The following is a 14,470-nucleotide window of genomic DNA, read 5'->3' as shown; positions in this document are numbered from 1 at the left end:
ACCAGGCGATCTCTGCTGAACAAGCGGGGCACAGACCGGTTGGAGCGGCTGGGGGCCGAACAGGGGCTGATGCAATGGAAGGTGACAGCTGATCTGGCTCGCTCTCTGCGAGCCGGGAAGGATAGTCACTGTGCCCAAGCCGTACCCCAAAGAGTTCCGCGAGGACGTCATCCGCGTCGCCCGCAGCCGGGACTCGAAGACCACGCTGACCCAGATCGCGAAGGACTTCGGCCTGCACGAAGGCACCATTCAGAAATGGTTGCGGCAAGCCGATCTCGACGCCGACAGCCCCACATCCCGTGCCCCGGGCCCGACGACGGATGAGAAAGCCGAACTGCGCGAGCTGCGCCGTCGTAACCGTGTCCTGGAGCAGGAACTGGAGGTAATGCGCCGCGCCGCCGCCTACTTCGGCCAGGCCCAGCTACCGTCAAAATGACGTACCCGCTCGTTCGTGATCTCGCCGCTGACGGTATCCCCGTGACGGTGACGTGCCGGGTTCTTGAGATCGCCCGCCAGCCGTATTACAGATGGTTGGCCAACCCGATCACCGACTCCGAAGTGCGGGAGGCCTATCGCATCAACGCGCTGATCGACGCTCATGCCGATGACCCGGAGTACGGGTATCGGTACCTGGCTGACGAAACAGCAGGAGCAGGCGTGCCGATGGCCGTGCGCACCGCGTGGCGACTGTGCCGGGGGCAAGGCATCGCTTCGGTGATCACTCGCAGAAAGCGCAAGACGACTCCTCCGGGCCCGCCGGTCCATGATGACTTGCTCCAGCGCGATTTCACCGCTGAAGCGCTGGACGTGGTGTGGCTGACGGACATCACGGAACACCCGACGGGAGAGGGCAAGCTGTATCTGTGCGCGATCAAGGACGCCTGCTCACGGCGGATCGTCGGCTATGCCATCGACTCGAGGATGACGGCGTCCCTGGCGGTCAGGGCGTTGGAGAACGCTGTCGCGCACCGATCACGTGCGGGGGCCGACACGGGCGGGTGTGTCGTCCACTCCGACCGCGGATCTCAATTCCGATCCTAAGCATTCCAGCGTGCTCTGAAGGATCACGGCTTGGTCGGGTCGATGGGCAGGGTCGGGGCTGCTGGTGATAATGCGGCGATGGAGAGCTTCTTCTCCTTGGTGCAGAACAACGTGCTTGATACCGGTTCGTGGTCGACGAGAGCGGGTCTGCGGGCCGGGATCGTGTCGTGGATCGAGGGCACGTATCACCGCAGGAGGAAGCAGGAAGGACTCGGCCGGATGACGCCAGTGGTGTTTGAAGAAGCTCTGCAAGCATCGGCTGTCGCACTCGCGGCCTGAACTCCGAGAAAGGAAATGTCACCCCAGCTTGCATCAGCCCCACACGACGATCACGTCGCTTTGGAAGTGACGTACCTCGTCTACCAGGACGTCATCGATGCCTATCAGCATCCCGACCCGAAGGCGGGCAGGCGTCTCATGCAGACGCTGATCGATCAGTTGCGCAGGGGCCTGCCGCGCGGGCTGGAAGAGCTTGCGCAACTGGGGAGGACACTGTGGCGGAAACGGTCCCAGGTGCTGGCGTTCTTCGACCGTGGTGGCGTATCGAACGGGCCGGTCGAGGCGATCAACGGGCGTCTTGAGCATCTGCGCGGTATCGGTCTGGGCTTCAGGAACTTCGAGCACTACGTGCTGCGATGCCTGCTCCACTCCGGACAACTATCCAGCAGGGTCAACGCACTCTAGAACCGGAAGAGCCAGTTAACGGCGTGAGGGCCCGATCGATCCTCGGCAGCGGGTGATCGCATGAGCGAACGCCGACTCCCATATGAGGGCCGAAACGCTCACAGTCGACCCCGGAAGGCACCACCAGAGTCCCCCCGACCAGACGAATCCCTATCAATGTGGTTAGCAACTTGGACCAACTCGGCTTGGCGACCACCAAGCAGGCGGCTGCGACGATCTGCGCTGGCGTGCCGCTCACGATGGTTGGGCCCCTCCCACGCATGACCATCGCGACCCGGCCCGCACCGGAGGCCCGCCTCTGCCGCGCGACCTAAATTGCCATTGGCTACTGCTCACTCCCCCGCGACTCCCACTTCCAGCAACCGCTCGATCGCTGCGATGCGCAGGTCCACGACGGCCGCGAACATGTCGTCGCTCGTGGACGATGGCAGGGAGGCGGCGCCGCGAGACAGCGGCGCCTCCACGTCCGGCTGCGCCTCCAGCCAGCCGGCGGGGATGGGCTGCCCCATCGCCTGGCGCACCGCTTCATTCCCCCGGTCGTAGCGGTAGTCGATGAGCAGCGCGTGGGCGAACACGTCGGACAGGAACGCGCCCCGCATCGCCAGCGCCCACTCCAGGGACAGCCCGATGTCCGTGAAGAATGTCAGCATCGACTCCGCCAGCAGGAAGCGCGACGCCGGCACCTCACTCGGCGTCACCGTCTCGTCGAGTGACACGAGCACCGCGCGCGGCATCCGCCGGTACGCCGCCCGAGCCTCCTCATACCCCTCCCGCAGCGACTCCCGCCACCGGCTGGCATCCCACTGCGTCTGCGGCAGCCCCTCGACCATCCGCTGCGCGGCCAGATCGACGACCTCCTGACGGTCTCGCACGTGGTTGTACAGCGCCCGCGTCGTCACCCTCAGCTCGCGGGCCAGCTCGTGCCTTGTCCACCACTTCGCACGCCGCGACTGCGGCCACGCCGGCCACCACTTTCCCAGAGGCCGCAGCCACACCGGCCTCACCCGCTGAGCCGCCACTGCCAGCCACCCTGCGCGACGCGATCCGCGAGCAGCGCCCGGCCCTCCTTGCCGCCAGCCTCCTGGCGGTCGTGTCCGCCGCGTGCTCCCTGGCCCCCTGCCTGGTGGTCTACGCGGTCACCGTCGTGCTCTTCATCGACGACGCCCCCGGACGCATTCCCGCGATCGCCAGCTGGACCGCCGCCGACCTTGTGGTCCGCGCCCTCACGTCCGCCGCCTCCGAGCACCTCGCCCACACCGCCACCTACCGCATGCTCCGCCGCCTGCGCCTGCGCATCGTCCAGACGCTGCAGTCGATCCCGCTGGGCCGCGTCCAGGCACGCTCCGCCGGCGAGCTCACGAAGACCCTCCACGACGACGTCGAGCAGCTCGAGGAGGCCTTCGCCCACGGCGTCCCCGACGGCTCCGCGGCCGCCGCCGTCCCGCTGGCCACCACCGCTACTCTTCGTCGTCGACTGGCGGCCGGCACAGACCGGGTGTGGGCGACCGCGATGGCGGTGTGCGCTGCGATCCTGGTCCTCCAGTGGATCTGGTCGACGCTGTGGCTGCGCTTCGTGGGGCAGGGGCCTATCGAGCGGCTCTGGCGCATGGCGACGTGGTGGGATGCCGGCGCAGGAACCACGGCTGCGCCTGCGGGACGCGGACAGCGGCACTGAGTGCGGCCTCGGGAGCGGGCAGTGCAGGCTAACGCTTAAAGTGATCGCACACGGCCACGGTTACAACTTTAAGGCTTAAAGTTGTAACCGTGGCGCTCGGAGCATTCTCTAGCGCTGAGCGCAGATTCACGAGAGGAGCAGCGCGTGGGCACGTGGGAGCAGCAGGAGTGGACCTCGGTCGCCGAGCATGTGCCGCGCCGCGAGCGCCGCACCGGCCCATACAGCTCGTACCTCCCGGACACGCTGTCCGACAGCGCCCTGTCGCTGTCGCCCCAGCTGTCACAGCGGATCGCGCATGCGGAGAGCGCCGTCCGTCAGCTGGACCGACGCGGTGCGCGCGGCCTCGCATCGGTGAGCAGGTTCCTGCTGCGCTCGGAAGCGATCGCGTCCTCGCGTATCGAGGGAATCGCCCCGAACGCGAAGAACGTCGCCCTGGCGGAGCTGGGGCAGACCGAAGACGTCGAGGGGCTGCGGGAGACGTCGAAGCTGGTGGCGAACAACATGACGGCCGTCCAGGAAGCGACCGACAGGAGCGCCGCGGTCGTGGAGTTCACTGTCGAGCACATCATGGCTCTCCAACGATCGCTCCTGGCGGACTCCCCTCAGCTCCACGGTCTGAGGTCTGCCCAGAACTGGGTGGGCGGCTCCCAGCACCACCCGCTGGAGGCGGAATTCGTGCCCCCGGCACCCCATCACGTGCCCGTCCTCATGGACGACCTCGTCCAATACATCAACGGTGCCGCGCACTCCCCCCTCGTGCAGGCGGCGCTCGTGCACGCCCAGTTCGAGACAGTCCACCCGTTCGCGGACGGGAACGGACGCGTGGGCCGCGCGCTCATCCACACCGTCCTCACGCGTCGCGGTCTCACCGAGGATTCCACCCTGCCCGTGAGTCTCGTGCTCGCAACCTTCCGCGACAGGTACATCGCGGGCCTCACGGCCTACCGCGCAGAGGGAGCGTCGGACTCGGCCGCCGTCACAGCCGGTCGGGAGACATGGATCGGCGTCTTCACCGACGCCGTGCTCCAGGCCGCGGAGCGCGCCAGCCTCCTCGCAGATGAGATCGACGAACTGCGCGAGGACTGGGCGCAGCGCGTCGCTGATCACCGTGCCACCGAAGGCAAGAAGCGCGCACTGCGCAGCGATTCGGCCGTCACCCCGATCCTCGATGGTCTGCCCGGCACGCCGGTCCTCACCCAAGCGACCGTCGCTCGCATCCATGATGTCTCGCAGCAGGCAGCGCACAAGGCCCTCGAGACCCTGCGGGAGGCCGGCGTCCTCGAGACGGCCTCGATCGGGAGAGGACTGCGGGCGTACGTCTCGCCCGACCTGCTCAGCCTCATCACGTCGGCAGAGCGCACCCTCGCCAGCACTCGGTTCGATACGCGCCTCTCCGCACCCAATCGGCCGGTCGCATCATCGTGAGTGACGGGGTCGCGCACGGCAGGTAGCGTGAACCGCATCACAGACGGATGAAGTGTTGGACCTCGCAGCCTTGTGCCCCTGCCGCTCGAACGGCCGCAGGCGATGAGCGAGATGAGCGGAGAACGCATGACCCAGGTCAACGCAGAATTCGCAGGACGCGCCGCGGTGGTGAGCGGCGGTGCATCCGGGATCGGAGCCGCCGTGACCCGCAGGCTGCTGGCGGGAGGGGCGCGCGTCGCAGTCCTCGACTACGCGGCGGACAGTCTCACAGCATTCGCCGCCTCCGTCCCCGAGCACCAGGAGAACCTGGTGACGACAGCGGTCGACGTGTCCGACTCCGCCGCCGTGGACGCCGCCGTCGCGGACTTCGCCGGGCAGGCCGGACGACTCGACATCGTCGTCGCGAATGCGGGGATCGGCGGTGCAGGCGGAGTCGCAGAGATCGAGGACGAGGACTGGAGGTCCGTCCAGTCCGTCGTGCTCGACGGCGTGTTCCACCTGTGCCGCGCCGCGCTCCCCCACCTGGTGGCAGACGGCGGCAGCATCGTCACGACGAGCTCGATCTCCGGGCTGGCCGGAGACCGTCGCATGGCGGCCTACGCGGCGGCCAAGGGAGCGGTCATCAACCTCACCCGCAGCATGGCCGTCGACTACGGCCGGCGCGGTGTCCGGGTGAACTCCGTGGCTCCGGGGCCGGTGGCCACCCCGATCCTGCGCCCCACGCTCGACAACGACACGAGCATCGAGGAGACCTATGCCCAGCGCATCCCGCTGGGGCGCATCGCCCAGCCCGAGGAGATCGCCGATGCGATCTGCTTCCTCGCCTCGGACCGTGCTTCCTTCATCAACGGCGTGATCCTGCCGGTGGATGGCGGGCTCACCGCGTGGACGGCCCAGCCGGATCTCATCGGAGTCATGGGGATCCCCGAGCAGTTCGTGCGCGACAGCGGGGTCTGACAGCACTGCCTGACGGTGGGCTGCGGCGCGGGGTGAGGTGGCGTCGCGGGGTGAGGCGGCGTCCCGGGGTGAGGCAGTGTCCCGGGGTGAGGCGGATGCGACGCCCACACGCCCGTGGCGATGAGGAGGCGCAGCACGGTCACGAGGGTGCGCCGGGAGCTCCACGCGCCCGCCGAGTACAGGATGTAGAAGTACACGAACGGCGTCACGAACAGCTCGAGGTAGCCCAGCGCCACGAACCCGAAGAAGACCGCAGTGCCCATGATGAGCGCGGTGACGGGGAGACGACGGCGCAGCGCGACGACGAGACCGAAGGCAAGCGGCGCGACGACACGCAACCAGAGCGGCTGATGAGCGCTCAGGTCTGACGCGTCGCTCAGGATCCCCGAGCCCACGATCGCCCAGTGCGCCCCCGCGATGACGAGCGCGATGCCCAGCCCCGCGCAGGCATCGCGGATCAGACCGGGGCGCCCTGGCCTCGGCCGCGTCCACCCGGCGGGGGCAGTGCCGTCGACCCCGTGATGAGGCCCCACAGACGAGCGGCGAACGGCACACGAGGACTCATGCGGCCAGGGTAGAGGAGAGCACGGACGCGCGGATCCGTCGCGAGGATGAGATGCGGCGGTGGGCTGTGCGGGGCTGGCGCGCGGGGACGAGGCGCGGCCGCCATGTCCGTGCCGCGTGCGACGGTGTGCCCACGAGCCGGCGGTCGCCGGGTCGCCGCACCACCGCAGGAGCAGCCATGGACTCGCACACCCCCGCAGGCCTTCCCCGCGCCGTCCACCCCGACCTCAGCCCCGTCGACGTCGCCGGTCCCAGCGACCTCGAACCCGGTGTGCCGCAGGCACTCGCCACCGGGCCGTTCAAGGTCTACTCGCCCGGTCTGGCCGACTGGGAGCCCGGCATCGACCTTCGGTCCGAAGCCACCGGGCTCACGCTCGTCACCCCCTCCGGCCGCCACACGTATGCGGCGGGCCGCTTCACGGTCGAGGCTTCGCCGGACGGCCGCATCCTCTGGATCCTGGGTGACATCGCCGAGGCCGAGGCCCCGCAGGCGACCGCGGAGGCTCACCCTCCGGTCACCGTCCTCATGCCCGCGTCCTTCGCCGACCTGTGCAGCCGGATGCCCGCAGTGGAGTTCGCGGACCCGGGCGAGGCCGCGCACACGATCCACCGGCTCACCGCTGCCGCTGCGGCAGGGTGGCAGGCACGCCACCGGTTGGGCCTGCAGCGCCCCGGGGATCTGGCACTCATCGTGGATCCCGTCGAGGGCGAGCCGGTCCTGGGGCTGCTGCGGGTCACCGACCGGGGCCTGGAGTTCCGCGCCGGTGGCAGCTGGGAGCAGGACTCACCCGCAGAGCGGATCCCCGCGTTCTCCTCCGTCGTCCCCACGCTCCGGGGCGCCGTCGCGCGCTTCGACCGCCTGGAGCGATCGCCGTCAATGAGCCTGAGCCTCTTCGACCGCTACATGCTCTTCGACAACCGCTTCCTCACCACGGTGCCGCAGGGCTCTGGGGCAGGCGGGCCGAAGATGGATGGCGAGGGGAGAGGTGCGGCGGCACCGGGTGCGACCGGGCCCGGCGGTCGGGGGACAGACGTCGCCGCCGATCGCTCCTTGACCGCACCTGCGCACGGAACTGGACCTGTCCGCCCGCACGAAGCCCGCCGTCCGGCTCATGTGAACTGAACGCGCACCTCACCCATACCCTGGTACTCCGCAACGACCGTGTCGCCGGCGGCCACAGGCAGGGGACGTGTGAAGGAGCCGGACAGCAGCAGCGAACCAGCGGGGATCGTCTCACCCTGTTCCGCGAAACGGTTCGCCAACCACGCGGCACTGTCCGCAGGGTGGCCCAGCACTGCGCCAGACACCCCGGTCTCCACGATCTCGCCGTTGATCCGGAGCTTCGCACCCACCCACGACAGGTCGAACGAGGCAGGGTCGAACTCGCGGTCACCGCGGACCACCGCGCCCAGTGCAGCGTTGTCCGCGATCGTGTCGATGACCGTCATGCCCTCCTCGCGGACGTGGCAGTCGAGGATCTCCAGGGACGGCACCACGCTGTGCGTCGCCGCCAGCACGTCCGCCCCGGTGAGCGCGCCATCCGGACCGGAGCCCGCGCCCGGCACGAGGGCGTGGTCCAGGATGAAGGACAGCTCGACCTCGACGCGCGCTCGGTTCCAGGTGGCCGCGGCAGCCGTCACCCCGGACTCCAGCACCTGGTCCGCGAAGATGACACCGTAGTCCGGCTCGTCCAGGCCGAACGCCTGCTGCATCGCGACCGAGGTCAGCCCGATCTTGAAGCCGACCACCTCACCACCGTCAGCTTCCCGGCGCTCCCGCCACAGACGCTGCACCGCGTAGGAGTCCGCGATCGTCATCTCCGGGCGTCGCACACGGGCAGGCGCGATCGGCTCACCGGACCGTGCCGCCTCGAGCAGCTCCTCGACGCAGAGGGCCACCTGCCCATCCGACAGACCGCGCTCGACCGCCATTCCGACCTCCCCTTCCGATACTTTCCACGCACTTTTGTTATCTTCTCACCCTCATTGTGAGACGAAATTCACAGACTGATGCTCAGGCGAGCATCTAACCACATCATATTGAGGCCACACGTGTCATCAGACGACGCATTGAACTCACAGCACATATGAATGGACGCCGCTGCGAGCATCGCTCGACCGTTCCGTGGATCACGTGACCTTGAGCCACCTCACATCGTGAGTACGATTGCGGTCGTCCTTCGGCAGATAGCGCGAATGCACGCGCTCGTCGCCGCGCGGGACCCGACCCACCCGTTCCTCAACGGAGAGAAGTGCATGAGCAACGCAGACACAGCGCCCGACCGCGGCCGGACGTCCGAGCCTCCCTCGAATGAGCCGGGCGCGGTGGCCACCGCGGCGGCACCGGAGGAAGCTGCTCCCGCCGACCACATCGAGGTCGAGGAGCAGCTGGACTTCGACCGAGACCCCGCGAACACCGGCGCGCATCTGCCGATGTTCTGGCGCGTCGTCGTCATGCTGTTCACCGTCGCCGGCATCGTGCTGGTGCTCAACCAGGTGTTCTTCTGGAACCTGGGCGGGACGAACCTGCTGACCAACAGCTTCCTGTACTTCCTGCTGGCCGCGTTCCTCCCGATCGTGTTCATCATCTTCCCCATCAAGAAGATGCCGGGCGGCGTCACCGCGCGCACCTCTGTGCCCTGGTACGACGTCGTCCTCGCCGTCATCGTCCTCGTCACGACCGTCTACTACGGAATCAACGGGCAGCGGATCTTCGAGCGCGGCTGGGACTACGTCGCCCCGCCGCTGGCCACAGTCTTCGCGTTCGTGCTGTGGCTGCTGGTGCTGGAGACGCTGCGCCGCACCGCAGGCCTCATCGTCACGTGCATCGCGATCGCCTTCTCCCTGTACCCGGTCTTCGCTGCGGGCATCCCCGTCAGCTTCCTGCAGGGCATCCCGTTCCGCCTCGACCTGACCGCGCAGATCCACGCGATGGGCGTCGACTCGATCATGGGTCTGCCGCTGCAGACCGCGGCGTCGATCCTCGTGGGCTTCCTCATGTTCGGTGTCGCCCTGCAGTTCTCCGGTGGCGCTCTCTTCTTCTACGACCTCGCGATGAGCGCCTTCGGCCGCTACCGCGGCGGCTCTGCGAAGGTCTCCGTCGTGTCGTCCGCCGCAATGGGCATGATGTCCGGCTCGGCCGTGTCCAACGTGCTGACGACCGGCCCCATGACGATCCCCGCGATGAAGCGCTCCGGCTTCCCCGGGAAGTATGCCGCCGGCATCGAGGCGACCGCTGCGACCGGCGGCACGATCACGCCGCCCATCATGGGCACCGCGGCCTTCCTCATGGTGTCCTTCGTGGGTGTCCCCTATGGCCAGGTCGCACTCGCCGCGGCGATCCCCGCACTCCTGTACTACTGGGGCATCTTCCTCCAGGTGGACGCGTACTCCGCGAAGTCCGGCCTGCGCGGCATGCCCAAGGCGGAGCTGCCGAAGCTGGGCCGCACCGTCGTGACCGGCCTGCCCTACATCGTCGCGCTCGTGGGCCTGGTCCTCCTGCTCGTCGTCATGAACAACGAGTCCCAGGCGCCGTTCTGGACCATCGGCTTCCTGCTCGTCTGCATGCTCTTCATGAAGCGCTTCAAGCTCACGCCCACGTCGTTCCTGAACTTCGTGTACGCATCCGGCAAGACGATCGCAGAGATCATCGGCATCATCGCCGGTGTGGGCCTCATCGTGGGCGGCCTGTCGATGACGGGCGTGTCCCTGTCGCTGGCCCGTGAGCTCGTCAACCTGGTGGGCGACAACCTCGCGCTCATCCTCATCGCCGGTGCGCTCACCAGCTTCGTGCTGGGCATGGGCATGACGGTGTCCGCGGTCTACGTGCTGCTGGCGATCGTCATGGCCCCGGCCCTGACAGAGCTGGGCGTCAACCCGATCGCGGCGCACCTGTTCGTCATCTACTGGGCGACGGTCTCCTACATCACCCCGCCGGTCGCCCTGGCCTCGTTCGCCGCCGCGAACATCGCCGGCACACCCGCGATGTCCACCTCGATCACCGCGATGCGACTGGGAGCCGTCAAGTACATCATCCCGTTCGCGTTCGCGGTCAACCCGGCGCTCGTCGCGCAGGACTCCACCCTCATGGAAATCCTCGTGGCGACGGTGTCCGCGCTCATCGGCATCTACTTCCTGGCGACCTCCTTCGAGGGGTACGTCACGATCAACCGCCGTAGGATCGGCATCCTCATCCGCCTCATCTCCGCAGCGGCGGGCGTCCTGCTGCTGTGGCCCGCCACGGTCAGCACCCTCACGGGTCTGGGCCTCGCCGTGCTCACGATCCTCCTGGCCCAGTTCCTGGGCACGAAGGGTCCGGACGTCAGCAGGCCCGCGACCATCTCCGCGGCGCAGACCTCGACAGAGAGGAAGGCAGACGCATGAGCCGGCTCCGCACTCTCACCGCCGCCGTCGCGGCGTCCGCGCTCCTCCTGACCGGCTGCGGCGCCGGGGAGACGACGATGGTGGGCGGCATCCGCGATCCGTTCGTCATCTCGACCTACGGCACCGGCACCTCGACGTACGCGGACACCGCGGCCGTCTCCGACGCCGTGTCCGTGGCGACGGGCGCACGCGTCCGGATCATCACCTCGGACACCGCGATCGGACGCATGGCCGCGATGAAGTCCGGGGCCGCGGCGATGGGCCGTCTGGGCGACGAGTACATCTTCGGCTTCGAGGGACTCAACGAGTTCGCCAACGAGGACTGGGGACCGCAGGACACCCGCGTCGTGTGGGCACCCCTGTCCCCGCACTCCCTCATGACCCGCGAGCGCGACGGCATCGAGACGCCGGCGGACCTCAAGGGCAAGAAGGTCCCCAAGATCACGGCGAACCCGTCCGTCAATCAGAAGATCGACGCCTACCTCGCCTACGGCGGACTCACCCGTGACGACGTGACGGAGGTCAACCTGGCCTACGGCGAGCAGCCGGAAGCCCTGCAGCAAGGTCAGATCGACGTGCTCTACCAGCAGGTCTACGGCTCCAGCCTCTACGAGCTCGAATCGCAGTTGCCCGTGTCGTGGATCGACCTGGATCCGGACGATGAGGGGGCCGTGGCCCGCGTCGAGGAGCTGGCGCCGTCGATCAACATCCTCGACTTCGAGGGCGCCCCCGCCCAGGAGGAGGGCGAGAAGACGTACGGGTTCGTCTACACGCTGCCCATCACGGCGATGGCGGACACGGACGAGGACGAGGTCTACGCGCTCGTGTCCGCGATGGCGGACACCTTCGAGCGGTACGAGAACACGACGATCAACACGCCGCGCTGGAACCCCGAGGAGGTCGAGGACACCCCGCGCGAGGCGCCCTACCACCCCGGCCTCATCCGCTGGCTCGAAGAGCACGACCGCTGGAGCCCGGAAGCCCAGAAGCGACAGGACGAGCTGCTGGAGCGCGGCGAGCGCCTGGACGAAGAGTGGGCCGCCTTCCAGGAGACGGACCCGGACGCGGACGAGGAGCTGGCCGGCTGGATCGAGTGGCGCGCGGCCCACGATCTGGGCAAGATCACGGACGACCCGGACGCCGTCGAGTGATTCGCCGGCGCTGACACCCTCTCGAGCAGCCGACACCGCTCGAGCCTCAGCGGAACCGATCCGGCACGCGCCTCTGCGCACCGCTCCGCACGGCTCTGCCCGCCCTGCACGTCACCACGACGAGCAGGGCGGGCAGAGCCGTTCACGGGCAGTGGCCCTCCGACCGTGAGATTCGTTTGACACCGGCCTCAACTCGTGAGGTGATGGTCTGGCTATTCTCAGTTTCGGCGCAAAGGAGCGGGCCCGGGATGTTCGGATTACCCATGAGCACGACCCTCATCATGAGTGCGGTCATGCTGTTCTGGATCGTGTACACGATCGTCTTCTACGTCTCGACCCGCAACTGGGTCGTCGAGGACGCGGACTACGACACCCCGGCCGGCGAGACTTCGGCCGCCGCTGTGGATGGGAGTGACCGGGCATGAGCATCGAGATCGTCTTCATCCTCATCTACTTCGCCGTCGTCATCGGGATCGGCATCGCGGTGAGCCGTCGCAGCTCGCAGGACCGTGCCGGCTACCTGCTGGGCGGCCGCAGCCTGGGCGCGCCCGTCACCGCGCTGCGCATGCAGTCGACCTCCATGTCCGGCTACATGTTCCTGGGCGCCGGCGGTCTGGGCTACAGCCAGGGCTACTACGGCATGTGGTTCGCCCTGGGCGACCTGGGCGGCGGAGTCCTCAACCTGTCGATCATCGGCCGCCGCATGCGCAAACTGTCCTACCTCCTGGGCTCGATCACGTCGATCGGCTACCTCGAGCGCCGCTACCCCTCCGTCTGGACGAAGCTGGTCGCCGGTCCCATCGCACTGGGCTGCCTGTTCCTCTACGTGCTGGCACAGCTGCTGGCCGGCGGTCAGGGATTCTCCTCCGTCACCGGCATGGGCCTCAACGCCTCTCTCGTCATCGCCGTGTCGATCATCCTCATCTACACCTTCCTGGGCGGCTACCTGGCCGTCGCCTACACGGGCTTCCTCCAGTCGATCATCATGGTGATCGGCATGCTGTGGATCCTCATCGCGACGGTCCAGCACGTGGGCGGCCTGACCGCCGGCCACGCGAAGGTCGCGCAGATCAATGAGAACCTCCTCCTCATGTGGGGCGCCGACGGCCAGTACTTCGGTCAGTGGGGCGTCATCCTGGGCGCGCTGCTCATCTTCTCGATCGGCTACATCGGGTACCCGCACGTGAACGTGGGCCACATGTCGATGAAGCGCCCGTCGATCGCGCGGACCGCGGGCCTGTGGTCGACCGGCTTCAACTTCCTCTTCATCCCCGGCGCCTACCTCATCGGCCTGTTCGGGCTGCTCATCGTCCCCAACCTGGACAACCCGGAGCTGGCGATCTTCGAGGTCGCGCAGACCGTGCTGCCTCCGTTCGCGGTGGGCCTGGTCATGGCGGCGATCATGGCCGCGATCATGTCCACGGCGGACTCGATCCTCCTGCAAGCCGGCACGATCGCCTCGCAGGACCTGGGCGGGGCGCTCATCAAGAACCTGAGCGAGAAGGCCGCGGTCAACATCTCCCGCATCGTCATCTTCGTCCTCGCCGTCGTGGGCCTCATCCTCGCGATGTGGCAGCCGCCCGGCGTGTTCGATCTGGTCGTCTTCGCGACCGCGACGATGGGCTCCGCCTTCGTCCCCTCCTACATCTGCGCCGTCTGGTGGAAGAAGGCGAACACCCCCGGTGCGATCATCTCGATGCTCGCGGGCGCCACCGCCGCCGTCGCCGCGCAGATCATGGGCACCGCGGACTCGTGGGGCATCGACCCGATGATGGCCGGCATCGTCGCCTCGACGGTGGGCATCATCGTGGGTTCGCTCGCCACCCAGCGATCGCACCCGGTCCCGCCCGAGGTCCTGGCCGCCGTCGAGGAGACCATGAAGGTCGCGCCCGTCCCCAAGCACCTGGTGATCGGCGAGGACGCGACTCTCGCCTCCCAGCGTCCCCAGGACAGCGCGTGACCTCAGCGTCGCAGCGGACGGCGGGGACGGCGGGGACGGCCCAGGGTTCGGCCGCCCCCGCCGTCGCCTGGCCCGCCCTCATCGACGAGGTCCGTGCACTCGCGTGGCTGCGGAAGCGGCTGACGGACCTCGAGGACCCGCGGGCCCGGCTGTACCACCACCCCATGCTCGCGGCCTCGTACGAGGTGCGGCGACGGTCCGGTTCCGCGACCGCGCACGCCCTCGTCGACCTGGTGGGCGGTCGCGCCTACGCGGCCGAGCCGTGGGAGCACATCGCCTTCGTGCCCCTCGCGGAGGCGAAGCGGGCAGGTGGCGTGCGCGCGGAGACCGCACTGACGGATCCGGTGCGCGTGCTGGACGATGTCCGGGGCGAGCGCGCCGCGCGCGACCTGGTCCGCAGCATCCTGTTGCGGGGGCGTCGACTGGGTCCGCCCGGACGGCTGCACCCGCTGGGCGAGCCGCTGGTCTTCGGGAAGCCCAACTGGTGGCTGACGGCCACCCGCGACGGGAAGCCGGTCGAGATCATCCTCGACGGGCTGACCGGCCGGCACTACGCACTGCGGGCCTGACGGCAGCCTGCCCAAGGACGCGGGCGAGCCGGTTGCGAGCGGCGACCACGGCCTCGGGAAC

General features: G+C 68.4%; 11 protein-coding genes and 2 pseudogenes. 11 read left to right on the top strand and 2 right to left on the bottom strand.

The genetic code is table 11. The annotated features are described in order from the left end of the window. The first annotated feature begins 130 nt into the window (after positions 1-130). Both HGBR_RS16660 and HGBR_RS06035 read left to right on the top strand, forming a co-directional pair. A pseudogene (locus HGBR_RS16660) lies at positions 131-1,320 on the top strand (IS3 family transposase). A 51-nt stretch (positions 1,321-1,371) separates the two neighbouring features. Continuing rightward, positions 1,372-1,725, top strand: a pseudogene (locus HGBR_RS06035) (transposase); the annotation flags it as partial. 332 nt (positions 1,726-2,057) lie between these two features. Here HGBR_RS06035 and HGBR_RS16655 read toward each other — a convergent pair. Then, entirely contained in the window at positions 2,058-2,597 is a 540-nt protein-coding gene (locus tag HGBR_RS16655; RefSeq protein ID WP_218915947.1) for a hypothetical protein, read from the bottom strand. Between the two features lie 53 nt (positions 2,598-2,650). Here HGBR_RS16655 and HGBR_RS19830 point away from each other — a divergent pair, with 53 nt between their 5' ends. The 4 genes from HGBR_RS19830 (at position 2,651) to HGBR_RS06005 (ending at position 7,469) form a co-directional block, all read left to right on the top strand. After that, positions 2,651-3,400, top strand: coding sequence for a DUF418 domain-containing protein (locus HGBR_RS19830; protein WP_161601849.1), 750 nt, complete (start codon positions 2,651-2,653; stop codon positions 3,398-3,400). 144 nt (positions 3,401-3,544) lie between these two features. Then, positions 3,545-4,825, top strand: coding sequence for a Fic family protein (locus HGBR_RS06015; protein WP_019158431.1), 1,281 nt, complete (start codon positions 3,545-3,547; stop codon positions 4,823-4,825). Positions 4,826-4,951: 126 nt separating this feature from the next. Next, the gene (budC, locus tag HGBR_RS06010) at positions 4,952-5,782 is read left to right on the top strand and encodes a meso-2,3-butanediol dehydrogenase (RefSeq protein WP_019158430.1); all 831 of its coding nucleotides are present in this window, start codon (positions 4,952-4,954) and stop codon (positions 5,780-5,782) included. A gap of 742 nt (positions 5,783-6,524) precedes the next feature. Further along, positions 6,525-7,469 (top strand): hypothetical protein, encoded by a 945-nt coding sequence (locus HGBR_RS06005; RefSeq protein ID WP_019158429.1) that lies wholly within the window; start codon positions 6,525-6,527, stop codon positions 7,467-7,469. Here HGBR_RS06005 and HGBR_RS06000 read toward each other — a convergent pair. Beyond that, complete coding sequence (locus HGBR_RS06000) at positions 7,457-8,278, bottom strand: 2-keto-4-pentenoate hydratase (protein WP_019158428.1); 822 nt, start codon at positions 8,276-8,278, stop codon at positions 7,457-7,459. The two genes, HGBR_RS06005 and HGBR_RS06000, sit on opposite strands and share 13 nt — an antisense overlap. Positions 8,279-8,602: 324 nt before the next feature. Here HGBR_RS06000 and HGBR_RS05995 point away from each other — a divergent pair, with 324 nt between their 5' ends. The 5 genes from HGBR_RS05995 (at position 8,603) to HGBR_RS05975 (ending at position 14,409) form a co-directional block, all read left to right on the top strand. After that, a complete protein-coding gene (locus HGBR_RS05995) occupies positions 8,603-10,729 on the top strand; it encodes a TRAP transporter permease (RefSeq protein ID WP_245533276.1) in 2,127 nt (708 codons plus the stop codon). Continuing rightward, the gene (locus HGBR_RS05990) at positions 10,726-11,880 is read left to right on the top strand and encodes a TAXI family TRAP transporter solute-binding subunit (protein WP_019158426.1); all 1,155 of its coding nucleotides are present in this window, start codon (positions 10,726-10,728) and stop codon (positions 11,878-11,880) included. Before HGBR_RS05995 ends, HGBR_RS05990 begins: the two co-directional genes overlap by 4 nt. Before the next feature lie 263 nt (positions 11,881-12,143). Continuing rightward, entirely contained in the window at positions 12,144-12,305 is a 162-nt protein-coding gene (locus tag HGBR_RS19825; RefSeq protein ID WP_019158425.1) for a hypothetical protein, read from the top strand. Next, positions 12,302-13,840, top strand: a complete 1,539-nt coding sequence (locus tag HGBR_RS05980; RefSeq protein WP_019158424.1) for a sodium/proline symporter — start codon at positions 12,302-12,304, stop codon at positions 13,838-13,840. Before HGBR_RS19825 ends, HGBR_RS05980 begins: the two co-directional genes overlap by 4 nt. Beyond that, positions 13,837-14,409, top strand: a complete 573-nt coding sequence (locus HGBR_RS05975) for a hypothetical protein (protein ID WP_019158423.1) — start codon at positions 13,837-13,839, stop codon at positions 14,407-14,409. The genes HGBR_RS05980 and HGBR_RS05975 overlap by 4 nt, the downstream gene beginning before the upstream one ends. The last annotated feature ends 61 nt before the right edge of the window (positions 14,410-14,470 follow it).

It is taken from the genome of Brevibacterium senegalense, assembly GCF_000285835.1.
GTDB lineage: Bacteria > Actinomycetota > Actinomycetes > Actinomycetales > Brevibacteriaceae > Brevibacterium > Brevibacterium senegalense.
The sequence above is the reverse complement of the archived record's forward strand: the minus strand, read 5'-3'. Positions and strand labels throughout refer to the sequence as shown.